Source organism: Piscinibacter sp. HJYY11 (assembly GCF_016735515.1).
Lineage (GTDB): Bacteria > Pseudomonadota > Gammaproteobacteria > Burkholderiales > Burkholderiaceae_C > Rhizobacter.
The window spans coordinates 2,096,746-2,120,327 of the sequence record NZ_JAERQZ010000001.1 but is presented as its reverse complement, the minus strand read 5'-3'; the positions used below and the strand labels follow the sequence as shown (position 1 = coordinate 2,120,327).

Here is a 23,582-nt window from a genome sequence, read left to right as displayed (position 1 = left end):
GCACGCGACATGCAACTGCAAGAGGCCTGCGTCGGAGAGGCCCCGTTGCCTGCCGATGCCGAGACCGTGGGGCTGGTGGGGGTCCTGGGTGGCATGGGGCCGCTCGCCACCGTCGACTTCCTGCGCAAGATGCTCGACGCCACGCCTGCCGTGGCCGACCAGGACCACGTGCCGGTCGTCGTGAGCTCGATCCCCCAGGTGCCCGACAGGACGCTCGCGTTTCGCGGCGAGGGGGCATCACCTCTTGCGGCCATGGTCTCCAGCGCGCGACGGCTCGTGGCCGCCGGCGCGGGGCTGCTGGTCGTGCCGTGCAACACCGCGCACCTGTGGTACGACGAGATCCACGATGCCGTGGGCCTGCCGATGCTGCACATCGTCGATTCGGCGATCGAAGACGCGGCGGCCCAGGCGGGACCGGCGGCCCGCATCGGGCTCCTTGCGACCGATGCGACGCTGGCCTCGGGGCTCTACGTCAATCGCCAGGCGGGCGCCGCGCGCGGCGTGCACTGGTTGCTGCCCACGGCTGGCGAGATGCTCGACTGGGTGATGCCGGGCGTGGCGGCCGTCAAGGCCGGCCAGCTGCACGACGGCGCCGCCCTCCTGCTCAAGGCCGTGTCGGCGCTCGAACGGCGAGGGGCCGCGGCCATCGTTCTCGGCTGCACCGAAATCCCGGTCGTGCTGCGGCCGGCCGATTCGCCGCTCCCGCTGATCGATGCCACCGCCGTGCTGGCGCGGCGCGCCGTGGCGTGGTCGTTGGCGCAGCGTCGTCACGCCCCGGGTACCGCAGCCTGAGCGTCAGGCCGCGTTCACCACGCTCCGGAAGGCCTCGATGAAATCGGTGGCCGGCTTCGACGATCGAGCGCCCAGCGGGATCAGGGCCTGAACGCCCACCGGCACTTCGGGCAGGACCGTGCGCACTTCCAGCGTCTCGCTGGTGGTGGCCGAAGCGGTGAACGAGTCGACGATCGCCGGGCCGAAGCCCTGTTCGGCGAACACCATCGCGATGTGGTGCGTTTGCACGGTGATGCCGTCGCTCGACGCGATGCCTTGCCGTGCGCAAAGCTCGGCGAGCATGGCCCCGATGGGGTCCCGTTCGTTGATGCGGATGCAGCCCGAGCGCATCACTTCGGCCAGGTCGACCGTGCTGCGGCGCGTGCTGGCGGTCGGACGATGGGCCGCAGCCTTCGGCGCTTCCGACACGCACACCAGGCGCCCGGTGGCGATCGGCACGGTCTGTACCGACGGGTGTTGCGCCGTTCCGTACACGATGCCGACGTCGCCCTCCCGAAGGGCGATCGACTCCGTGATCTCGTTGGAATGCAGCGTTCGGATCGACACATTCAGTGCCGGATAGCGGCGCTGGAAGCGCTTCAGCGCGTCGGGCAGCGCGCGGACCGCCAGAGACGGAACGACCAGCAGTCGAAGTTCGGCCTGGACGCCGGCTTGCAAAGCCTTCGCCAGCCGGCGCACGGACTCCAGCTGCGACACCAGCTTGATCACCTCGGGATACAGCGCCTGGGCTTCGGCGGTCGGGATCAGGCGGTTGCGCTGGCGGGTGAACAGCGCGTAGCCCAGCTGCATCTCGGCATGCTGCAAGGTCTGGGTGATGGCGGGCTGGGTGACATGCAACAGGCGGGCGGCACCACTCAAGGAGCCGCTCAGCATGATGGCGTTGAAGATCTCGATGTGCTTGAGCTTCACGACCCGCGTTCTTTCCTCAATGCGACAGCGAGCCAGTTTGGCATGCCGGCGTCCCGGCGCCGGATCGCCGCTGCAGCTGCTCGCTAACCCTGGCCCGCCCGCCTGGAAGCTCAGGCATCGCTTTCACTGCCTTCCGCAAGTCCTTATTTCTTAAGCAATTTTTCACGCAGTTTCATCCTTTCAAGTTCCTCCGCTAAGTCCTTGATTCCATTGATTTTTCTTTGAAAGTCCCGTTGACCCTGGCTCTTCTGATGAGCTACAGTGCAGATAAGTGCACTTCAGTGGGTTTTTGTGGCAAACATTGTGTTCCAGGGTCCAGCAGCGCTGACGCTGGACGGCAAAGGGCGTATCGCCATGCCGTCGCGTCATCGCGAGGTCCTGTCCGCGATGGGTGTCAACCAGCTCACCATCACCAAGAACCCCCATGGGGGCTTGCTCGTGTTCCCCCGGCCCACGTGGGAGGTGTTTCGCGACAAGCTGGCCGCCCTGCCGATGGAGGCTGCTGGCTGGAAGCGCGTCTACCTCGGCAATGCGATGGACGTGGAAATCGATGGCTCGTCGCGGGTGCTCATCGCGCCTGAGTTGCGCGCCGCCGCCGGTCTGACGCGCGACGTGATGCTGCTCGGAATGGGCAGCCACTTCGAGCTGTGGGACACCGCCCGCTATGCCGAGCACGAGGCCGAGGTGATGCAGTCGCCGATGCCTGATTCGCTGAAGAGCTTCAGCTTCTGAGCGAGCCGGTCATGTTCGAACACACCACCGTGCTCCTCCATGAGGCGGTCGATTCGCTTGTGACGAGCGTCGACGGGACCTACCTCGACGGCACCTTCGGCCGCGGCGGCCATTCGCGGCTGCTGCTGTCGCGGCTCTCCGACAAGGGGAGGGTCGTCGCCATCGACAGGGACCTGCAAGCCGTTGCCGCTGCCACTTCAGGAGCAACGCGGGTCGATGACCCGCGTTTTTCCATCCATCACACGAGCTTTGCGCACATGGCCGACGCCTTGGCCGCGCAGGGCATCTCCAAGGTCAATGGGCTCCTGCTCGATCTGGGTGTGTCTTCCCCGCAGATCGACGACCCGGATCGCGGGTTCAGCTTCCGCCACGACGGCCCGCTGGACATGCGCATGGACACGTCGCGGGGTGAGAGCGCCGCGGATTTCCTGGCCCGCGCCGACGAGCGCCTGATTACGGAGGTGATCAAGAACTATGGGGAAGAACGGTTTGCTCTACAGGTTGCAAAGGCGCTTGTTGCTCGGCGCGAAGGCGGGAATCCTGTTCGAACCACACGGGAACTTGCCGACGTCGTGGCTGGCGCGGTCAAGACCCGCGAGCCGGGCCAGAACCCTGCAACGCGCACATTTCAAGCTCTTCGGATTTTCGTCAACGCCGAGCTTGAGGAGCTCGAACAAGCTCTGAACGTGGCGGTCGACCTGCTGCTGCCCGGCGGGCGGCTGGTGGTCATCAGCTTCCACTCGCTCGAAGACCGCATCGTCAAGACCTTCATCGCGAAAGAGAGCAAGGAGGTCTACGACCGCCGTGCGCCTTTCGCGGCGCCGAAGGCGATGCGGCTCAAGTCCCTGGGGCGCGTCAAACCTTCCGACGAGGAGGTCAACGCCAACCCCCGCGCACGCTCCGCCGTGATGCGCATTGCTGAAAGAACGGAGGCCCTGGCATGAGGTTCGTGCTCTGGAATCGGAAGGCGGCATGACCCGTCTGAACCTGCTCCTGCTGGTGGCGCTGGTGATCTCCAGCGTCTACCTCGTCCGCGTGTCCTACGACTCGCGGCGCCTCTTCGCGCAGCTCGACCGCGCGCAGGGCGAGGCTCGCACGCTTGCGATCGAGCACGAGCGCCTGATCGCCGAGAAGCAGTCGCAGGCGACACCGCTGCGGGTGGAGAAGGTCGCGCGCGAGCGCCTGGCGATGCGCAACGCCACGCCGGCCGTCACGCAGTACGTGGGGTACGCGGCATCGGCCGCGTCGGCGCCGGAGGCTGCACGGTGATCAAGCAGAAGAACCCCAAGGCCGGCGCCGTCAACGTGCGCAGCGTCATGTATTCGACGAGCCCGCTGCTCGCCTCGAAGACGCCGCCGTGGCGCTCGAAATTCCTGGTCGGCCTCGTCGGCCTGGGCTTCTGCGTGCTCGCCGGCCGCGCGGTGTATGTGCAGATCGTCGGCAACGACTTCTTCCTGAAGCAGGGCGAGATCCGCTACGCCCGCACGCTCGACCTGGCGGCCAGCCGTGGCCGCATCACCGACCGCAGCGGGCTCATCCTCGCCTCCAGCGTGCCCGCGCCGTCGCTGTGGGTCATCCCCAAGGACTTCGAGGCCGACAAGCACCAGCGTGCCAACCTCGCCAAGCTCTTGGGCATGACCCCCACGGAGCTCGCCAACCGGCTCGACGACAGCCCCAACTTCGTGTGGCTGCGTCGCCAGGTCGACGACGCCGTGGCCAAGAAGGCCCTGTCGCTCGGCATCAAGGGCCTCTACCAGGTGCGCGAGTTCAAGCGCAAGTACCCCGAGGGCGAAGCCGCCGCGCACGTGGTCGGCTTCACCAACGTGGAAGAGCGCGGCCAGGAAGGCATCGAGCTCGCGTTCCAGAAAGACCTGCAGGGCCGCAACGGCACGCGCCGCGTGGTGAAGGACCGCCTGGGCCGTGTCGTCGAAGACATCGGCGAGAGCGTGCAGCCGGTCGACGGCAAGGACATCCAGCTCTCCATCGACTCCAAGGTCCAGTTTTACGCCTACCAGCGCATCCGCGACGCGGTGGCGCAGCACAAGGCCAAGGCCGGCAGCGTGGTGGTGCTCGACGTGCAGAGCGGCGAGGTGCTGGCGCTGGCCAACTTCCCGAGCTATTCGCCCAACGACCGGCAGAACCTCACCGGCGCGCAGTTGCGCAACCGCGCGCTGACCGACACCTTCGAGCCCGGCTCGACGATGAAGCCCTTCATCGTGTCGCTCGCGATGGAGACCGGCCGCGTGTCGCCCAAGACCGTGATCGCGACCGCTCCCGGCACGATCAACATCACCGGCTCGACCATTCGCGATGCCCACCCGCACGGTGACCTCACCGTCGAAGAGGTGATCCAGAAATCGAGCAACGTCGGCACCGTCAAGATGGCGATGCAGATGCAGCCACGCGAGATGTGGGAGCTGTACACCCAGGTCGGCCTGGGGCAGCGGCCGCAGATCGACTTTCCGGGCGCAGTGAGCGGGCGCCTGCGCCCCTACAAGACCTGGCGCCCGGTGGAGCAGGCGACGATGAGCTATGGCTACGGCCTGTCGGCCAGCCTCTTCCAGCTGGCGCGTGCGTACACCGTGTTCGCGCGCGATGGCGAGCTCGTGCCCACCTCCATCCTGAAGAACCAGAACGTGCCGAGCGACGTGCAGACGCCGGGCGTGCGGGTGATGTCGCCGAAGACCGCGCAGGCCGTGCGCCACATGCTGCAGATGGCGGCTGGCCCGGGCGGCACCGCGCCCAAGGCGCAGACCATCGGCTACTCGGTGGGCGGCAAGTCGGGCACCGCGCACAAGCAGGAAGGCAAGGGTTACGCCGAGAAGAAGTACCGCTCGTGGTTCGTCGGCATGGCGCCGATCGACAAGCCGCGCATCGTGGTGGCGGTGATGGTCGACGAGCCGAGCGACGGCCGCTACTTCGGCGGCGACGTGGCCGCGCCCGTGTTCAGCGAAGTCGTGCAGCAGACGCTGCGCTCGATGAGCGTGCCGCCCGACCTGGAAGTGAAGCCGCAGATCGTGACCCACAAGCTGCCGGTGGTGGAGGAGAGCTTCTGATGGCGACCCTCACCACCTTGCATGACGTGGGCAGCGCGGTCGCCTGGCTGCGCAGCCGCGGCGTGAAGCAGCTGCGCACCGACAGCCGACGTGTGCAGCCGGGTGATGCGTTCATTGCCTGGCCGGGTTATGCGAACGACGGGCGGCAGTTCGTGCCGGCCGCCTTGGCGGCGGGTGCGGTCGCGTGCCTGGTCGAGGCCAAGGGCGCGGAAGCCTTCCATTTCGATGGTGTGCAGGTCGGCGCACTCGCCGGGCTGAAGGCCGCGACCGGGCCGCTCGCGAGTGCCTGGTACGAACAACCGAGCAAGCTGCTGGACGTGGTGGCCATCACCGGCACCAACGGCAAGACCTCCACCGCGTGGTGGGTGGCTCAGGCGCTCTCGCTGCTGGGCAAGCGCTGCGGCGTGGTCGGCACGCTGGGCGTGGGCGAGCCGCCGTCGGCTGCGGCGGCGCCGAACGCGTCGATCCAGTCGACCGGCCTCACCACGCCCGACCCCGTCACCTTGCAAGCGGGCTTCAAGCGCTTCGTCGACCAGGGCTTCAAGGCCTGCGCGATCGAGGCCTCGTCGATCGGCATCGTCGAGCGCCGCATGGCGGGCACGCAGGTGGCCGTCGCGCTCTTCACCAATTTCACCCGCGACCACATCGACTACCACGGCAGCATGGAGGCCTACTGGGCCGCCAAGTCCGAGCTCTTCATGTGGCCCGGGTTGCGCGCCGCGGTGCTCAACGTGGACGACGAGCGTGGCGCGACGCTGGCACCGGCGCTGCAGGGCCTGATGGACGTGTGGACCTACAGCACCCACGCCGAGGCTCGCCTGCGTGCGAGCGACATCGCCTACCGCGACGGCGGCCTCGTGTTCACCGTTCACGAAGGCGATGCCTCGACCCTCGTGCGCACCGGCCTGATCGGCGACTACAACGTCTCGAACCTGCTGGCCGTGATCGGCGGCCTGCGGGCGCTCGGCTTCGCGCTCGGCGACATCGCCCGCGTCTGCGCCCAGCTCACGCCGGTGCCCGGCCGCATGCAGCAGATCGGCGGCGGCGAGCAGCCGGTGGTCGTGGTCGACTACGCCCACACGCCCGACGCCCTGGAAAAAGCACTGCAAGCCGTACGCCCCTTCGCGCAGGAACGACAGGGCACGCTGTGGTGCGTGTTCGGCTGCGGCGGCAACCGCGATGCGACCAAGCGCCCGCTGATGGGGGCCATCGCCGAGCGCCAGGCCGACCAGGTGGTGGTGACGAGCGACAACCCGCGCATGGAGCGACCGGGGCAGATCCTCACGCAGATCACCGCCGGCATGGCGCGGCCTGATCGCGCGCTGGTGATTGAAGACCGGCGTGCCGCCATCGTGCACGCGGTGACGAACGCGAAGCCGCAGGACGTGATCCTCGTCGCCGGCAAGGGCCACGAGGCCGAGCAGGACATCGGCGGCGTCAAGCACCCGTTCTCCGATGTGGAAGAGTCGCGCACGGCGCTTGCCGCGAGGGTGTCGCCATGATGATGACGCTCGCCCAGGCCCACGCGCTGCTGCCCGGTTCCACGCTGGTGGGCGACGGCGCGCTCGCGCTCGGCCGCGTGCATTCCGACACCCGCACGCTCCAGCCCGGCGACCTCTTCGTCGCCCTGAAGGGCGAGCGTTTCGACGCGCACGATTTCCTCGCGCAGGCGAAAGCGGCCGGCGCCGTGGCCGCGCTGGCAGAGCGCGGACTGATCGAAGCCGGCATGCCCGGCCTGCAGGTGGCCGACAGCAAGCAGGCGCTGGGCGCACTCGCCGCTGCGTGGCGCGCCCGCTTCCACCTGCCGCTGATCGCCATCACCGGCAGCAACGGCAAGACCACCTGCACGCAGATGACCGCCTCGGTGCTGCGCGCCTGGCAGGCTGACGCGGCCTTCTGGACCGAAGGCAATTTCAACAACGACATCGGCGTGCCGCTCACGCTGCTGCGCCTGCGCGACCAGCACCACGCCGCCGTGATCGAGCTCGGCATGAACCACCCGGGCGAGATCGCCGGCCTGGCGGCGATGGCCGCGCCGACGGTCGCGCTCGTCAACAACGCGCAGCGCGAGCACCAGGAGTTCATGGCGACGGTCGAAGCGGTGGCGCGCGAGAACGCGACGGTGTTCGACGCGCTGGGCCCGACCGGCACGGCCGTGTTCCCGGCCGACGACACCTACGCGCCGCTGTGGCACCAGCTCGCCGGCACGCGCCCCACGCTGACCTTCGCCCTCAAGGGTGATGCCGACGTGACGGCCGATGCCGAATGGGCGGTCGACCACTGGTCGCTGATGCTGCACACGCCGGCCGGTTTTGCCGCGGTGCAGCTGCGCATGCCCGGCTGGCACAACGTGAAGAACGCGCTGGCCGTCACCGCCTGCGCACTCGCCGCCGGCGCACCGCTCGAGGCGATCGTGCGTGGCCTCGAAGCCTTCGAGCCGGTCAAGGGCCGCTCGCAGCTCAAGCGCGCGCAGGTGCAGGGCGTGCCGGTCGCACTCGTCGATGACACCTACAACGCCAACCCCGACTCGGTGCGCGCCGCGGTCGAGGTGCTGTCGCAGCTGCCCGGCCCGCACTGGCTGGTGCTGGGCGACATGGGCGAGGTCGGCGACCAGGGCCCGGCCTTCCACCGCGAGGTGGGCGCCTATGCCCGCACGCACGGCATCGATGCGCTGTGGACGGCCGGCAAGCTCTGCCGCTACGCCGCCGATGCCTACGGCCCCGGCGCGCGCCACTTCGACACCGTGGCCGAGCTGCTGGCCGCGCTGCCCGCTGCGCCCGATTGCGCCTCGGTGCTGGTGAAGGGCTCGCGCTTCATGAAGATGGAACAGGTGGTGGCCGCGCTCACTGAGGCGATCAAGCCGGCCGGCACCTCACAACAACAAGGACATTGACCTCATGCTGCTGAGTCTCTTCCAGTGGCTGCAGAGCCTGTACCCCGAGCAACTGGGGTTCTTGCGCGTCTTCCAGTACCTCACCTTCCGTGCCGTGCTCGCGGCGATGACTGCGCTGCTGATCGGCCTGGCGTTCGGGCCGTGGGTGATCCGCCGCCTCACCGCGCTCAAGATCGGCCAGCCGATCCGCGAATACGGCGTGCAGCAGCACATTGCCAAGAGCGGCACGCCCACCATGGGCGGCGTGCTCATCCTGATCGCCATCGGCATCAGCACCTTGCTGTGGTTCGACTGGAGCAACCGCTTCGTCTGGATCGTGATGATCGTGACCATGGGCTTCGGTGCCATCGGCTGGGTCGACGACTGGCGCAAGGTTGTCAAGAAGGACCCGGAAGGCATGCGCTCGCGCGAGAAGTTCTTCTGGCAGTCGCTGATCGGCCTCGTGGCCGCGCTCTACCTCGCGTTCAGCGTGTCGGAGACGTCCAACATCCGCGTGCTGGAGCTCTTCATCCGCTGGGTGCAGAGCGGCTTCTCCAACGACCTGCCGCCCAAGGCCGACCTGATGATCCCGTTCATCAAGACGATCAGCTACCCGCTGGGCGTGTTCGGCTTCATCATCCTCACGTACCTCGTGATCGTGGGCGCGAGCAACGCGGTGAACCTGACCGACGGCCTCGATGGCCTGGCGATCATGCCGGTGGTGATGGTGGGCTCGGCGCTGGGTGTGTTCGCCTACGTGGTGGGCAGCTCGGTGTATTCGAAGTACCTGCTGTTCCCCTACATCCCGGGGGCCGGTGAACTGCTCATCTTCTGCGCCGCGATGGCTGGTGCGGGCCTTGCCTTCCTCTGGTTCAACACCCACCCGGCACAGGTGTTCATGGGTGATGTGGGCGCGCTTTCCCTGGGAGGGGCGTTGGGCACCATCGCCGTCATCACCCGCCAGGAGATCGTGCTCGGGATCATGGGCGGCATCTTCGTCGTCGAAGCGCTGTCGGTGATGCTGCAGGTGAGCTGGTTCAAGTACACGAAGAAGAAGACCGGCACCGGCCGCCGCATTCTGTTGATGGCGCCGCTGCACCACCACTTCGAGAAGTCGGGGTGGAAGGAGACGCAGGTCGTCGTGCGCTTCTGGATCATCACCATGTTGTTGTGCCTGGTCGGACTGGCCAGCTTGAAGTTGCGTTGAATGAATGACTACCCCCACGTCGCTTTGCTCCTGCCCCCCGAGGGGGCGCTCAGCCCCCTTGAGGCGGCTCGGCGGGGGCTGATGCAATGAAGCATTTGAAAGACGCTCACGTGCTGGTGCTCGGACTCGGTGAGTCCGGCCTGGCCATGGCGCGCTGGTGTGCAGACCACGGCGCCCGGGTGCGCGTGTGGGACTCGCGCGAAACGGCACCGCAAGACGCGGCGCTGAAAGAGCAGGTGCCCTCGGCCGAGCGCCTGAGCGGTGCGCTGGACGCCGCGCTGCTGCGCGAAGGTGTGCAGCTGGTGCTGAAGAGCCCGGGCCTCGCGCCCGCGGATGAGCGCGTCGCCCCCTTGCTCACGCTCGCGCGCGAGACCGGCGTGCCGGTGCAGGGCGAGCTCGACCTCTTCGCCCGCGCGCTGGCCGACCTGAAGGCCGAGCGGGGCTATGCGCCCAAGGTGATCGCGATCACCGGCACCAACGGCAAGACGACCACCACCTCGATGACCGGCCAGCTGATCGAGCGCACCGGCAAGCGGGTGGCGGTGGCCGGCAACATCGGGCCGACGATGCTGCAGACGCTGGCCGATGCGCTGGCACTGGAGCCGGCGCCGGTGATCAATGGTGCAGCGGGCGCTGAAACCCCTGAGCCCGTCGTGCCCGACGAGCCGTTGATGGAGCCGCCCGCGCCAGTGGACGACGACATCGTCGCCGCCGAAACGGAGACGCTCGCAGCGCAAGAGATTCCGGCGGAAGATGAAGCTGCGGCGGTCTCCACCCCCGAAGCCGCGCCCGCGGACGACGAACCCACCGGTGGCGGCCCGCCGCCGCACCTGATCCCGCCGCCACCGCCCGGCCCGGTGTTCGAGCACCTGCCCGAGGTGTGGGTGCTCGAGCTGTCCAGCTTCCAGCTCGAGGGCGTGCAAGGTTTCGAGCCGACGGCTGCCACTGTGCTCAACGTGACGCAGGACCACCTGGACTGGCACGGCAGCATGGAGTCGTATGCCGCCGCGAAGGCGCGCATCTTCGGCAAAGAGGCGGTGATGGTGATCAACCGCGACGATCCGCTCGTCGAGAAGATGATCCCGGCACCGACCCCCGGCAAGGGCCGTTTCGCGAAGCCGATCGAGCGTCACGTGGTGCGCTTCGGCCTCGACGCGCCGCAACGCCCGGGCGACTTCGGCGTGCTGGTCGAGAACGGCATCGCCTGGCTGGTGCGCGCGCTCGAGCCCGATGAAACGGGCGTGAAGAAGCACAAGCGTGGCGCGGCGGTCGAGGAAGAAGACCTCATGATCCAGCGCCTGATGCCGGCCGACGCGCTGCGCGTGCGCGGCCGCCACAACGCCGCCAACGCACTGGCCGCACTTGCGCTCGCCACGGCGGCCGGCAGCCCGCTCGCGCCCATGCTGCACGGCCTGCGCGAATACGCCGGCGAGCCGCACCGTGTCGAGTTCATCGCCACCGTCAACGGTGTCGAGGCCTACGACGACAGCAAGGGCACCAACGTCGGTGCCACCGTCGCGGCCTTGAACGGCCTGGGCGAAGACAAGGCACCGAACAAGCTGGTCGTCATCCTCGGTGGGGACGGCAAGGGGCAGGACTTCACGCCGCTCGCCACGCCCGTCCAGCGCCACGTGCGCGCCGTGGCGACGATCGGCCGCGATGCCGAGGCGATCGAGCAGGTGCTGCGCTACACCGGTGTGCCGGTGCAGCGCCACGAGTCGCTGGAGCTGGCCACACGCTGGGCCTTCCAGCGTGCGCATGCGGGTGACGCGGTGTTGCTGAGCCCGGCGTGCGCCAGCCTCGACATGTTCCGCAACTACGCGCACCGCGCCGAAGTGTTCGTCGCGGAAGTGCAGGCCATCGCATCGGCCGGTGGGGAGGTCGTGTGACTGCACTGGCCGCACGCTTCGCGTTCTTCGCCTCTCTGAAAGAGAGGGTGCTGTCGCTCGTCAAGCGCGACGGCGGCAGCAGCGTGCCCATCCGCGACTGGACCGGCGCCAGTGGCCAGCCCACCAAGCTGCAAGGCTTCGACCTGCAGATGATCTGGGTCGTCATCGCCTTGATGGCGCTCGGGCTGGTGATGGTCTATTCGGCCTCGGTCGCGCTGCCCGACAACCCCAAGTTCGCGCGCTACGCGCCGACGCACTTCCTCGTGCGCCATGCGCTGTCGATCCTCGTCGCCTTCGTGGCGGCGGTGATCGTGATCCAGGTGCCGGTGAACGTGTGGGAGAAGTTCGCGCCCTGGGTGTTCGTCGGCGCGCTGCTGCTGCTGGTGGCGGTGCTGATCCCCGGCATCGGCAAGGGCGTGAACGGTGCACGCCGTTGGATCCCGCTGGGCTTCACCAACTTCCAGCCCTCCGAACTCGCCAAGCTCGCGATCGCGCTCTACGCCGCCAACTACATGGTGCGCAAGATGGAGGTCAAGGAAAACTTCTTCCGCGCCGTGATGCCGATGGCGGTGAGCGTGGCGGTGGTGGGCCTCCTGCTGCTGGCCGAGCCCGACATGGGTGCCTTCATGGTGATCGCGGCCATCGCGATGGGCATCCTCTTCCTCGGCGGCGTGAACGGGCGCATGTTCTTCCTGATCACTGCCGTGCTGGTGGGTGCCTTCGTGCTGATGATCACCTTCAGCGAATGGCGGCGCGAGCGCATCTTTGCGTACCTCAACCCGTGGGACGAGAAGTACACGCTGGGCAAGGCGTACCAGCTCTCGCACTCGCTGATCGCCTTCGGCCGCGGCGAGATCTTCGGCCAGGGCTTGGGCGGCAGCGTCGAGAAGCTGCATTACCTGCCCGAGGCGCACACCGACTTCCTGCTCGCCGTCATCGGCGAGGAGCTCGGCTTCATCGGCGTGGTGGCGGTGATCTGCGCCTTCTTCTGGCTGGCGCGACGCATCTTCCACATCGGCCGCCAGGCGGTCGCGCTCGACCGGGTGTTCGCGGGCCTCTTCGCGCAGGGCATCGGCATCTGGATCGGCGGACAGGCCTTCATCAACATGGGCGTGAACCTGGGCGTGCTGCCGACCAAGGGGCTCACCTTGCCGCTGATGAGTTTCGGCGGCTCGGGCATCCTGATGAACCTGGTGGCGCTCGCGATCGTGCTGCGCATCGACATCGAGAACCGGCAGTTGATGCGGGGAGGGCGTGCATGAGCAGGCACCTCGTCATCATGGCGGCGGGCACCGGCGGTCATGTGATCCCCGGCCTGGCCGTCGCGGCCGAGATGCAGAAGCGCGGCTGGACGGTCAGCTGGCTCGGCACCACGCACGGCATGGAGAACAAGCTCGTGCCGCCCTCGGGCATCCCGATGGACAACATCACGTTCAGCGGCCTGCGGGGCAAGGGCCTGCTGCACACGGCGACCGGCGGCTTGCGCCTGCTGCTGGCGTTCTGGAGCTGCCTGCAGATCCTGCGCAAGCGCAAGGCCAGCGCGGTGCTCGGCATGGGAGGCTATGTCTGCTTCCCCGGCGGGCTGATGGCCTCGCTGCTCAGCAAGCCGCTGATGCTGGTGAACGCCGACGCGTCGCTCCTGATGAGCAACAAGAGCCTGCTGCCGGTGGCCGACAAGGTGGCCTTCGGCTTCGACGGCGACGCGGCGCGCAAGGTCAAGCAAGGCATCGTGACCGGCAACCCGGTGCGCGCGGAGATCGAGAACCTGCCGCCGCCGATGGAGCGCTTCGAGGGCCGCATCGGCGCGCTGCGCGTGCTGGTGGTGGGTGGCAGCCTGGGTGCGACCGCGCTCAACGATGCATTGCCGCGTGCGATGGCGCTGCTGCCGGTGCGCGAGCGGCCAGTGCTCACGCACCAGACCGGCAACGCGAACTTCGAGAAGGCGCGTGCCGATTACGCCGCGGCGCAGGTCGACGCCGAGGTGCTGCCCTTCATCCACAACATGAGCGAGCGACTGGCCGACTGCGACGTGATCATCTGCCGCGCCGGCGCGGTGACGGTGAGCGAGCTCTGCGCGGCGGGGGTGGCGAGCGTGCTGGTGCCGCTGGTGGTGAGCACCACCAGCCACCAGCGTGACAACGCCGAATGGATGGCGCGGCAGGGCGCGGCGATCCACCTGCCGCAAAGCGAGCTGACGCCGCAGCGATTGGCAGATTTGTTGAAAGGCCTCACGCGCGAGGCGCTGATGAGCATGGCGACCAAGGCCCGCGCCCTGGCGCGTGTGCACGCAGCGGCGCGGGTCGCCGATGAGTTGGAAGGACTGGCTGCATGAAAGCGATCCGAGCGCCGGGCCGCCCCAAGCCGGATCGCATCCCCGCGGGGGATCGGCCGATGTATTCAGCGGACGAGGGGCAGACATCCTCATGAAACACGCCGTCAAGCACATTCACTTCGTCGGCATCGGTGGTGCCGGCATGAGCGGGATCGCGGAGATCCTGCACAACCTCGGGTATACGGTGTCAGGCTCCGACCAGAGCGACAGCGCGGTGTCGCGCCGCCTGGCCTCGCTCGGCATCAAGGTGTTCGTCGGCCACGACGCCAAAAACATCGAAGGCTCGCAGGCGGTGGTGACCTCCACCGCGGTGAAGGGCGACAACCCCGAGGTGCTCGCCGCCCGCGCCAAGCGTGTGCCGCTGGTGCCGCGCGCGGTGATGCTGGCCGAGCTGATGCGCCTCAAGCAGGGCATCGCCATCGCCGGCACGCACGGCAAGACGACGACCACCTCGCTGGTGACGAGCGTGCTGGCCGAAGCGGGTGTCGACCCGACCTTCGTGATCGGCGGCCGGCTCAACGCGGCGGGTGCCAACTCGCGCCTGGGCTCGGGCGACTACATCGTGGTCGAGGCAGACGAGTCGGACGCCTCCTTCCTCAACCTGCTGCCGGTGATCAGTGTCGTGACCAACATCGACGCCGACCACATGGACACCTACGGCCACGACCTGACCAAGCTCAAGGGCGCGTTCGTCGAGTTCCTGCACCGCATGCCGTTCTACGGCGCGGCCATCCTCTGCGGCGACGACCCGGGCGTGAAGTCGATCATCCCGATGGTGTCGCGGCCGGTGGTGACCTATGGCTTCGGGCCGGACAACCAGGTGCGCGCGGTCGACGTGCAGGCGCTCGAGGGCGGCCAGATGCGCTTCACCGCGCAGCGGCGCAACGGCGTGGTGATGCCCGACCTGGACATCACGCTCAACCTGCCTGGCGAGCACAACGTGCTGAACGCGCTGGCCGCGGTGGCGGTGGCGACCGAACTCGAGTTGCCGGACGCGCCGCTCGTGAAGGCGCTCGGCGAGTTCCACGGCGTGGGCCGGCGCTTCCAGCGCTACGGCGACTGGCCGGCGAAGGACGGCGGCAAGTTCACGCTGATCGACGACTACGGCCACCACCCGGTCGAGATGGCGGCGGTGATCGCGGCGGCACGTGGCGCCTTCCCCGGCCGTCGCCTGGTGATCGCCTTTCAGCCGCACCGCTACACGCGCACCCGCGACTGCTTCGAGGACTTCGTCAAGGTGATGGGCACGGCCGACGCGGTGCTGTTGGGCGAGGTCTATGCGGCGGGCGAAGCGCCGATCGTCGCCGCCGACGGCCGCTCGCTCGCACGCGCCCTGCGCGTGGCCGGCAAGGTCGACCCGATCTTCGTCGACGACATCGCGCAGATGCCGGCGGTGATCGCTGAGCAGGCCAAGGGTGGCGACGTGGTGATCGCGATGGGCGCCGGCACGATCGGCGCGGTGGCAGGGCAGGTGGCAGAGATGTTGAAGGAGGCCACATGAGCAGCATCAACGTGAAGAGCCTCGGCAAGGTCGCGGTGCTCATGGGCGGGACGTCGGCCGAGCGCGACGTGTCGCTGATGTCGGGCGAGGGCGTGCTGCAGGCGCTGCAGTCGCAAGGCGTGAACGCGCACGCGTTCGACCCGGCCAAGCAGGACCTCGTCGAACTGAAGAAGCAGGGCTTCGACCGCTGCTTCATCGCGCTGCACGGCCGCCACGGTGAAGACGGCACGGTGCAGGGCGCGCTCGAACTGCTGGGCATTCCCTACACCGGCTCGGGCGTGATGGCCTCCAGCATCGCCATGGACAAGGTGATGACCAAGCGCATCTGGCTGGCCGAAGGCCTGCCGACGCCGCGCTACGTGGTGCTGCCGGCAAACCGCCAGTCGCGCGAGGACGTGCGCGCCGTGCCCGACGAACTGGGCCTGCCGCTCTTCGTGAAGCCGCCGCATGAAGGCTCGTCGATCGGCGTCAGCAAGGTCAGCGGCTATTCCGACATGGCCGACGCGGTGGCGCTGGCGGCCAAGTACGACCACGAGGTGCTCTGCGAGGAGTTCATCGACGGCGACGAGGTGACCTGCCCGGTGCTCGGCCAGGGCGCGAACGCCGTGGCCTTGCCGGTGGTGCGCATCGCAGCACCGGAAGGCGACTATGACTACCAGAACAAGTACTTCACCGACGTCGTCAAGTACCACGTGCCGAGCGGACTGCCGGAGGCGGAAGAGCGCGAGATCCAGCGCATCGTCGTCCAGGCCTACCGCACGCTGAACTGCCGGGGCTGGGGCCGCGCCGACCTGATGATCCGCAAGAGCGACCGCAAGCCTTTCCTGCTGGAGATGAACACCTCGCCGGGCATGACCTCGCATTCGCTGGTGCCGAAGTCGGCCGCGGCGAATGGCATGCCCTATGAGCAGCTCTGCCTGCACCTCATCGCCAACGCCTCGCTGGACAGCACGAAGACCTGAACATGCGCGCCCACGCCGCCACGCCTCGCTTCGACCCGGCCGCCGTCGAGCTGCCGGGAGAGGTGCGCCTGCTCAACATCACCGCCTCGATGCTCTTCGTCGTGGGTGGCGTGTTGATGGCGGTGCTCGCGTTGATGTGGCTGATCCGCCAGCCGGTGTTCAACATCAAGTCGGTGAAGGTGGAGGGCGAGGTCACGCGCAACAGCGTGTCGACCATCCGCGCCAACGCGCTGCCGCAACTGGCGGGCAACTACTTCACGCTGGATCTCGCGCGCGGCAAGCAGGCCTTCGAGGCCGTGCCGTGGGTGAGGCAAGCCATCGTGCAGCGCGTGTGGCCGAACCGGCTGCGCGTGCTGCTCGAGGAGCACCACGCGGTGGCGCTGTGGGCCATGAAGGACGGCGACGACCAGCTCGTCAACGCGCAGGGCGAGGTCTTCCAGGCCAACCTGGGCGACGTGGAAGACGAATCGCTGCCGACGTTGAAGGGCCCGGACGGCAGCTCGGCCGAGGTGCTGGCGATGTACCACCGGCTGGTGCCGGTGTTCGAGAGGCTGGAGATGCACATTGACCAGCTCTCGATGAGCGGGCGCGGCTCGTGGCACGCCGAATTCGACAGCGGCGCCGAGATCGAGCTCGGCCGGGGGACACAAGACGAACTGGTGGCACGCAGCGAACGCTTCGTCGCCACCGTCACGCAGGTGATCGAGCGCTACCAGCGGCCGCTGGTCTACGCCGACCTGCGACACAACGAAGGTTATGCCGTGCGGCTCAAGGGGATCACCACCACGACGGTGGCCACTCCGCCCGGCAGGAGAAATTGAGGGAACACATGGCCAAGGAATACAAGGACCTGGTCGTCGGCCTGGACATCGGCACCGCCAAGGTGATGGCGGTGGTGGCCGAGGTCTTGCCCGATGGCGAGTTGAGAGTCGCCGGCCTCGGCATCGCGGCGGCGCACGGGCTCAAGCGCGGCGTGGTGGTCAACATCGACGCCACGGTGCAGAGCATCCAGCAGGCCCTGAAAGAGGCCGAGATGATGGCCGACTGCAAGATCACGCGCGTCTACACCGGCATCACCGGCAGCCACATCCGCGGCCAGAACAGCACCGGCATGGTGATCGTGCGCGACAAGGAAGTGACGCCGGTCGACGTGACGCGTGTGGTCGAGACGGCCAAGGCGATCAACATCCCGAACGACCAGCGCCTGCTCCTGGTGGAGCCGCAGGAGTTCGTGATCGACGGCCATGAGGTGAAGGAGCCGATCGGCATGAGCGGTGGGCGCCTGGAGGTGAAGGTGCACATCGTGACCGGCGCGCAGAGTGCCGCCGAGAACATCGTGAAGTGCGTGCGCCGCTGCGGGCTCGAAGTGGACCAGCTGGTGCTCAACCCGAGCGCGAGCAGCCATGCGGTGCTGACCGAGGACGAGAAGGATCTGGGTGTCGCCATCGTCGACATCGGCGCCGGCACCACCGACGTGGCGATCTTCACCGACGGGGCGATCCGTCACACCGCGGTGATCCCGATCGCCGGCGACCTGATCACGAGCGACATCGCGATGGCGCTGCGCACGCCGACGAAGGACGCCGAAGAGATCAAGGTCGAGTACGGCGTGGCCAAGCAGCTGCTCGCCGACCCCAGCGAGCAGCTCGAAGTGCCGGGCCTCGGCGACCGTGCACCGCGCATGTTGTCGCGGCAGGCGCTGGCCGGCGTGATCGAGCCGCGGGTAGAGGAGATCTTCTCGCTCGTGCACCAGGTGATCCGCGACAGCGGCTACGAAGAGCTGCTCAGTAGCGGCATCGTGCTGACCGGCGGCGCGGCGGTGATGCCGGGCATGGTGGAGCTGGGCGAAGACATCTTCCTGAAGCCAGTGCGCAAGGGCATCCCGACCTACCACGGCTCGCTCTACGACATGGTGGCCAATCCGCGCTCGGCGACGGTGATGGGCCTCCTGGAAGAAGCACGCCTCGGCCGTGCGCGTGGCATCAAGGCCGCGCAGCAGGCCGGTTCTGTCAAGACACTTTTCGGCCGGGCCAAAGACTGGTTCCTCGGCAATTTCTGAAGACCGACTTTTTGAAATACAGGGAGTTCACATGACACGCCATCCACATCTCATCGATCGTCTCCAGCGGGCGCATCACCTGGGCCACGACCCACCTGGCGCCTGGCCACCCCAGACTGCGGGCCCACCCGCGGCACAGCAAGAAGAGAAGACGAGTTTTTCAACACACACGGCAACTGCAAAGAATTGGAGTCAGACATGGCAATCGAAATGATCGAAGAGTTCGACCTGGGCACCCAGATCAAGGTGATCGGCGTGGGCGGCGGCGGCGGCAACGCGGTCGACCACATGATTGCGCAAGGTGTGCAAGGCGTGGAGTTCGTCTGCGCCAACACCGATGCACAGGCGCTCAACCGCTCGAGCGCGCACCACCTCATCCAGCTCGGCAGCACGGGCCTGGGCGCCGGCGCCAAGCCGGAAGCCGGCCGCGCCGCCGCTGAAGAAGCGGTGGACCGCATCCGTGACGCCATCAAGGGCAGCAACATGCTCTTCATCACCGCCGGCATGGGCGGCGGCACCGGCACCGGTGCGGCGCCCGTGATCGCACGCGTGGCCAAGGAGATGGGCATCCTGACGGTGGGTGTGGTCACCAAGCCTTTCGACTTCGAAGGCAACCGCCGCATGAAGGCCGCCGACAACGGCGTGGCCGAGCTCGAAGCCAACGTCGACTCGCTGATCGTGATCCTCAACGACAAGCTGCTCGACGTGCTGGGTGACGACGTGACGCAGGACCAGGCCTTCGCGCACGCCAACGACGTGTTGAAGAACGCCGTGGGTGGCATCAGCGACATCATCCACGTGCCGGGCCTCGTGAACGTCGACTTCGAAGACGTGAAGACGGTGATGAGCGAACCCGGCAAGGCGATGATGGGCACCGCCATCGCGAGCGGCCCCGACCGCGCCACCAAGGCGGCCGAATCGGCCGTGGCCTGCCCGCTGCTCGAAGGCATCGACCTCTCGGGCGCGCGTGGCGTGCTGGTGCTGATCGCCGCCGGCCGCAGCACCTTCAAGCTGTCGGAAAGCCGCAATGCGATGAACACCATCCGCCGTTACGCCGCGGACGATGCGCACGTGATCTACGGCACCGCCTACGACGAAAGCCTGGGCGACCAGCTTCGCGTGACGGTGATCGCCACCGGCCTGTCGCCGGCCAAGCGCCAGCAGCAGGCACCGATGACGGTCGTGCACAGCACCGTGGCGCAGCGCACCGGCACCGACAACATCCCGGTGCTGACCCAGCCGGTGCACACCACGCAGACGGCGCACGACTACAGCAGCCTGTCGGTGCCGAGCGTGTGGCGCAACGGCCGCACGGCGGCGGCGAAGGTGGATGCGTTGGCGAGCAATGGCATGGACGAGATCGAGATCCCCGCGTTCCTCCGGAAGCAGGCGGACTGATAGAGCCCCCCAGTCGCTTCGCTCCTGCCCCCGAGGGGCGCCCCCCGAGAGGCCCGGCAAAGCCGGTTCCTCCGGGGGTGGCTGGAATTTGCAGTCGCTTCGCTTCTGCTATCGCTGCGGTAGGCATCCTCCAGCCCAGGGGTAAGGCCCGGCTCCTAAAATCATGGCCATGCTCGCCCAACGCACTCTCAAGTCCATCACCCGCGCCGTCGGCGTGGGTGTTCACGGCGGCCAGCGGGTCGAGCTGACCCTGCGGCCGGCCGCGGCCGACAGCGGCATCATGTTTCGCCGGGTCGACCTGCCGTCGCCGGTCGACATCCCGGTGAAGGTCCATGCCGTGTGCGACACGCGCATGGCCACCACCATCTCGCCCGGTGGCGACCCTGGCGCGCCCAAGGTCAACACCATCGAGCACCTGCTGTCGGCCTGCGCCGGCCTCGGGCTCGACAACCTGGTGGTCGACATCACCAACGAAGAGGTGCCGATCCTCGATGGCTCGGCGGCCTCGTTCGTGTTCCTGCTGCAAAGCGCCGGCATCGAGGTGCAGAAGGCGCCCAAGCGTTTTTTGCGCATCAAGAAGCCGGTGGAAGTGCGTGAAGGCGAGGGCAACACGCTCAAGTGGGCGCGCCTCGACCCGTACGACGGCTACAAGCTCACCTTCGAGATCGAGTTCAAGCACCCGGCGGTCGACCAGACCGGCCAGCAGTTCACCTTCGACATGGGCTCGGGCCAGTACAAGCGCGACATCGCCCGTGCCCGGACCTTCGGCTTCACGAAGGACGTGGAAATGATGCGCTCGCGCGGCCTGGGTCTCGGCGGCAGCATGGACAACGTGATCGTGGTCGACGACTACCGCGTGCTCAACAGCGAGGGCCTGCGCTATGACGACGAGTTCGTGAAGCACAAGATCCTCGACGCGATCGGCGACATGCACGTGCTCGGCCACCCGCTGATCGCCGCCTACACCGGCTACAAGTCGGGCCACGCGCTCAACAACAAGCTCCTGCGCGCGGTGCTGGCCGATGCCTCGGCCTACGAGATCGTCACCTTCGAAGACGAGCGCCAGGCCCCTGCCGGCCTGGCCGAACTGGCCCCCGCCTGGTAGCCGCACCTACCAGACATCTGGTAGCGCCGGGAAGTTAGGGGGTGCCCTCGGGCTATGCCGCGGCTGGCCGATGGTATGGTTCGGGGTCGTCAACCCCCCAATCGCATGGTTATCTTTGGCTGGATCATCGCCGGCATCGCCGGCTTGTTGTTCGCGTTCAGTGCGGTCTGCTGGGGCATTCACATCGCTGTCGACAACAGCGACTGGAAGCGGCTGGGCATCAAGGTCTTCCGGATCGGGCTGGTCTTCGTGCTGCTCTACATCAATGTGTATGTATACGCCCACATCTTCGGTGTGATGAGCGGAACACAGAAGCCGGTGGCCGAGGTCGTCTCGGAGGAGTAGCCGCCGTCAGGGCTGCACCCAGCGGCTGCTGCCTGTCTCAAAGACCGCCCGGCGCTGACCGTCGGGATGCAGCTCCAGCCAGTCGATCGACTGCACCTGCGCATCGACCACCGCGAAGTGACCCAGGGCCTCCGGGTCGGGCCGTGGCATCGCCCTCGGTTCGTCGAGCGCCGTGCCGGGAGGCCAGGGAGACAGGTAGTCCTGCGCGGCCGGCGAGAGCTTGATCTGCGCCCAGCGCGAGGTGACGGCCAGGCCCGATGTCTCCAGGCTCAACTTGACCCGGCACCGCAGCTGCCAGCCGAGGGCCCGCGACCACATCACGAGCGTGCCGAGAGGGTGAGACGCCAGCTGGGCCGCCTTGGCGCTGCGCCGGTCGGTGTAGACCAGCAGGCGTCTGGGCTCCGGCAAGGCCTCGCGCAGCACGACGACACGTCCATCGGCCAGCTCGCCGTCGGTGGTGGCCAGCACCGGGTTGCGCCAGGCGTGCTGCTTGTCGCGCACGCAGGCGACGAGTTCGCGCCACACCGCGGCTTCGATCTCCGGCAGAGATGCCAGCCGCGGGGCGCTCATCGTGTTCAGCCTTCCTTGCGCAGCGACGGGAAGAGGATCACGTCGCGGATGCTCGGGCTGTCGGTGATCAGCATCATCAGGCGGTCGATGCCGATGCCGCAGCCGCCCGTGGGCGGCATGCCGTATTCGAGGGCGCGGATGAAGTCGGCGTCGTAGTACATCGCCTCCTCGTCGCCGGCTTCCTTGTTGGCGGCCTGGGCCTGGAAACGCGCGGCCTGATCTTCGGCGTCGTTCAGCTCGGAGAAGCCGTTGGCGTATTCGCGGCCGGTGATGAAGAGCTCGAAGCGCTCGGTGATCGACGGGTCGGTGTCGGAGGCGCGGGCCAGCGGCGAGACCTCGACGGGGTAGTCGATGATGAAGGTCGGGTCCCAGAGCTTCTCTTCCACCGCGGCTTCGAAGAGGCCGAACTGCAGCTCGGGCAGCTTCCAGTGGGCCGGGGCTTCCTCGCCCAGGTGCTTGAGCTTGTCACGCAGCACCTTCGCGTCTCCCGCTTCGGCCTGGCTCAGCCCGGCGAATTCGACCAGCGAATCACGCACCGTCAGGCGCTTGAAGGGCTTGTCGAGGTCGACCGTCTTGCCGCCATAGGTGAGCACCGCCGAGCCGGTGGCCTGGCGCGCGGCATGGCGCAGCACCTGCTCGGTGTAGTCCATCAGGTCGTGGTGGTTCCAGTAGGCCGCGTAGAACTCCATCATCGTGAACTCCGGGTTGTGCCGGACGCTGATGCCTTCGTTGCGGAAGCTGCGGTTGATCTCGAAGACGCGCTCGAAGCCGCCCACGATCAGGCGCTTGAGGTAGAGCTCGGGCGCGATGCGCAGGAACATGTCCTGGTCGAGCGCGTTGTGGTGGGTGACGAAGGGCTTGGCGTTCGCGCCACCGGGAATCGGGTGCAGCATGGGCGTCTCCACTTCCATGAAGCGGTTCTCGACCATGAACTGGCGGATCGAGGCCAGCGCACGACTGCGAGCGGCAAAGCGCGCGCGGGCCTCGTCGTCGGTGATGAGGTCGACGTAGCGCTGGCGGTACTTCTGCTCCTGGTCGGTCATGCCGTGGAACTTGTCCGGCAGCGGGCGCAGGCTCTTGGTGAGCAGGCGCAGCGTGGTCACGCGCACCGACAGTTCGCCGGTCTTGGTCTTGAAGAGCGTGCCCTCGGCGCCGAGGATGTCGCCCAGGTCCCAGTGCTTGAAGGCGTTGTAGACCTCTTCGCCCAGCGCATCCTTCGTGACGAAGAGCTGGATGCGGGCGGTGCTGTCCTGCAGCGTGCCGAAGCTTGCCTTGCCCATCACGCGCTTGAGCATCAGACGGCCGGCCACGCTGACCTGGATGTTCTGCGGCTCCAGCGTCTCGTTGTCGAGCTCGCCATGCAGGCGCACCAGCTCAGCCGCGTGGTCCTTGGGCTTGAAGTCGTTGGGGAAGGCCACGCCCTGTTTGCGGATCGCCGCGAGCTTTTCACGTCGTTCGGCGATGAGCTGGTTGTCGTCTTGTTCCATGGTCAGGGCGGGGAGTAAAGCGGTTGAGCGAACCGGCAATTCTAAGTGGGCCACCCCTAGAATCCTGCCCCCATGAGGCACCTGGTCGATCAGCTCTATTTCATGGCCTTGGCGCTGATCAACACGGTCCATGGCTGGCTGCCGTTTTTCGTGCGCCCGGTGCTGTACCGGGTGTGCGGTTTTCGCATCCACCGCAGCGCGACGCTGCAGGGCGGCATCCGCTTCTTCCACGTCGGGCGGCTCCGCGTGGGCGAGGGGTCGCTCATCAACCGCGGCGTGTACCTCGACAACCGCGGCGGCATCGAGATCGGCCGGCACGTGTCGATCGCGCACGATGCCAAGCTCTACACGATGGGGCACGACCCG

The 23,582-nt window shown here is 67.6% G+C and carries 22 protein-coding genes; 19 read left to right on the top strand and 3 right to left on the bottom strand.

Translation table 11 applies throughout. From position 1 onward, the window contains the following. Nucleotides 1-9: 9 nt before the first annotated feature. Complete coding sequence (locus JI745_RS09685) at nucleotides 10-792, top strand: aspartate/glutamate racemase family protein (RefSeq protein WP_201805726.1); 783 nt, start codon at nucleotides 10-12, stop codon at nucleotides 790-792. Between the two features lie 3 nt (nucleotides 793-795). Here the strand turns inward: JI745_RS09685 and JI745_RS09680 are convergent, their stop codons facing one another. After that, nucleotides 796-1,701: a LysR substrate-binding domain-containing protein gene (locus tag JI745_RS09680; RefSeq protein WP_201805725.1), complete on the bottom strand. Its 906-nt coding sequence runs from the start codon at nucleotides 1,699-1,701 to the stop codon at nucleotides 796-798. 303 nt (nucleotides 1,702-2,004) lie between these two features. On the opposite strand from JI745_RS09680, the gene JI745_RS09675 reads away from it, so the two are divergent. The 17 genes from JI745_RS09675 to JI745_RS09595 all read left to right on the top strand — a co-directional run bounded on the left by JI745_RS09675 (nucleotide 2,005) and on the right by JI745_RS09595 (nucleotide 21,159). Continuing rightward, nucleotides 2,005-2,433: a division/cell wall cluster transcriptional repressor MraZ gene (locus tag JI745_RS09675; RefSeq protein ID WP_201812455.1), complete on the top strand. Its 429-nt coding sequence runs from the start codon at nucleotides 2,005-2,007 to the stop codon at nucleotides 2,431-2,433. Nucleotides 2,434-2,444: 11 nt separating this feature from the next. Further along, the gene (gene rsmH / locus JI745_RS09670; RefSeq protein WP_201805724.1) at nucleotides 2,445-3,377 is read left to right on the top strand and encodes a 16S rRNA (cytosine(1402)-N(4))-methyltransferase RsmH; all 933 of its coding nucleotides are present in this window, start codon (nucleotides 2,445-2,447) and stop codon (nucleotides 3,375-3,377) included. 28 nt (nucleotides 3,378-3,405) lie between these two features. Beyond that, the gene (gene ftsL, locus JI745_RS09665; RefSeq protein WP_201805723.1) at nucleotides 3,406-3,702 is read left to right on the top strand and encodes a cell division protein FtsL; all 297 of its coding nucleotides are present in this window, start codon (nucleotides 3,406-3,408) and stop codon (nucleotides 3,700-3,702) included. Between the two features lie 47 nt (nucleotides 3,703-3,749). Then, complete coding sequence (locus JI745_RS09660) at nucleotides 3,750-5,489, top strand: penicillin-binding protein 2 (protein ID WP_201812453.1); 1,740 nt, start codon at nucleotides 3,750-3,752, stop codon at nucleotides 5,487-5,489. Next, entirely contained in the window at nucleotides 5,489-6,991 is a 1,503-nt protein-coding gene (locus tag JI745_RS09655) for a UDP-N-acetylmuramoyl-L-alanyl-D-glutamate--2,6-diaminopimelate ligase (protein WP_201805721.1), read from the top strand. The genes JI745_RS09660 and JI745_RS09655 overlap by 1 nt, the downstream gene beginning before the upstream one ends. After that, nucleotides 6,988-8,382, top strand: a complete 1,395-nt coding sequence (murF, locus tag JI745_RS09650) for a UDP-N-acetylmuramoyl-tripeptide--D-alanyl-D-alanine ligase (RefSeq protein WP_236674949.1) — start codon at nucleotides 6,988-6,990, stop codon at nucleotides 8,380-8,382. Before JI745_RS09655 ends, murF begins: the two co-directional genes overlap by 4 nt. Nucleotides 8,383-8,386: 4 nt before the next feature. After that, entirely contained in the window at nucleotides 8,387-9,568 is a 1,182-nt protein-coding gene (mraY, locus tag JI745_RS09645) for a phospho-N-acetylmuramoyl-pentapeptide-transferase (protein ID WP_201805719.1), read from the top strand. 86 nt (nucleotides 9,569-9,654) lie between these two features. After that, nucleotides 9,655-11,457, top strand: coding sequence for a UDP-N-acetylmuramoyl-L-alanine--D-glutamate ligase (gene murD / locus JI745_RS09640; protein WP_201805717.1), 1,803 nt, complete (start codon nucleotides 9,655-9,657; stop codon nucleotides 11,455-11,457). Then, nucleotides 11,454-12,719, top strand: coding sequence for a putative lipid II flippase FtsW (ftsW, locus tag JI745_RS09635; RefSeq protein ID WP_201805715.1), 1,266 nt, complete (start codon nucleotides 11,454-11,456; stop codon nucleotides 12,717-12,719). The genes murD and ftsW overlap by 4 nt, the downstream gene beginning before the upstream one ends. Beyond that, nucleotides 12,716-13,789: an undecaprenyldiphospho-muramoylpentapeptide beta-N-acetylglucosaminyltransferase gene (gene murG, locus JI745_RS09630; RefSeq protein WP_201805713.1), complete on the top strand. Its 1,074-nt coding sequence runs from the start codon at nucleotides 12,716-12,718 to the stop codon at nucleotides 13,787-13,789. Before ftsW ends, murG begins: the two co-directional genes overlap by 4 nt. A 91-nt stretch (nucleotides 13,790-13,880) precedes the next feature. Then, nucleotides 13,881-15,290, top strand: coding sequence for a UDP-N-acetylmuramate--L-alanine ligase (gene murC / locus JI745_RS09625; protein ID WP_201805711.1), 1,410 nt, complete (start codon nucleotides 13,881-13,883; stop codon nucleotides 15,288-15,290). Further along, entirely contained in the window at nucleotides 15,287-16,252 is a 966-nt protein-coding gene (locus JI745_RS09620; protein WP_201805710.1) for a D-alanine--D-alanine ligase, read from the top strand. Before murC ends, JI745_RS09620 begins: the two co-directional genes overlap by 4 nt. Nucleotides 16,253-16,254: 2 nt before the next feature. Continuing rightward, on the top strand, nucleotides 16,255-17,073 hold the full coding sequence (locus JI745_RS09615) for a cell division protein FtsQ/DivIB (protein WP_201805709.1): 819 nt from the start codon (nucleotides 16,255-16,257) through the stop codon (nucleotides 17,071-17,073). Between the two features lie 8 nt (nucleotides 17,074-17,081). Further along, a complete protein-coding gene (gene ftsA / locus JI745_RS09610) occupies nucleotides 17,082-18,311 on the top strand; it encodes a cell division protein FtsA (protein ID WP_201805708.1) in 1,230 nt (409 codons plus the stop codon). A gap of 198 nt (nucleotides 18,312-18,509) precedes the next feature. Then, on the top strand, nucleotides 18,510-19,709 hold the full coding sequence (ftsZ, locus tag JI745_RS09605; protein WP_201805707.1) for a cell division protein FtsZ: 1,200 nt from the start codon (nucleotides 18,510-18,512) through the stop codon (nucleotides 19,707-19,709). Nucleotides 19,710-19,878: 169 nt separating this feature from the next. Next, entirely contained in the window at nucleotides 19,879-20,814 is a 936-nt protein-coding gene (lpxC, locus tag JI745_RS09600) for a UDP-3-O-acyl-N-acetylglucosamine deacetylase (protein WP_201805706.1), read from the top strand. Between the two features lie 105 nt (nucleotides 20,815-20,919). Further along, a complete protein-coding gene (locus JI745_RS09595; RefSeq protein WP_201805705.1) occupies nucleotides 20,920-21,159 on the top strand; it encodes a hypothetical protein in 240 nt (79 codons plus the stop codon). Between the two features lie 6 nt (nucleotides 21,160-21,165). Here JI745_RS09595 and JI745_RS09590 read toward each other — a convergent pair whose 3' ends face one another. Continuing rightward, nucleotides 21,166-21,729, bottom strand: a complete 564-nt coding sequence (locus JI745_RS09590) for a pyridoxamine 5'-phosphate oxidase family protein (RefSeq protein ID WP_201805703.1) — start codon at nucleotides 21,727-21,729, stop codon at nucleotides 21,166-21,168. Between the two features lie 5 nt (nucleotides 21,730-21,734). Further along, nucleotides 21,735-23,216 carry a lysine--tRNA ligase gene (lysS, locus tag JI745_RS09585; RefSeq protein WP_201805701.1) on the bottom strand — a complete coding sequence of 494 codons (1,482 nt, stop codon included), beginning with the start codon at nucleotides 23,214-23,216 and terminating at the stop codon, nucleotides 21,735-21,737. A gap of 72 nt (nucleotides 23,217-23,288) precedes the next feature. On the opposite strand from lysS, the gene JI745_RS09580 reads away from it, so the two are divergent. Beyond that, nucleotides 23,289-23,582: acyltransferase (locus JI745_RS09580; protein ID WP_404932808.1), on the top strand; the 294-nt coding region annotated here is incomplete at its 3' end.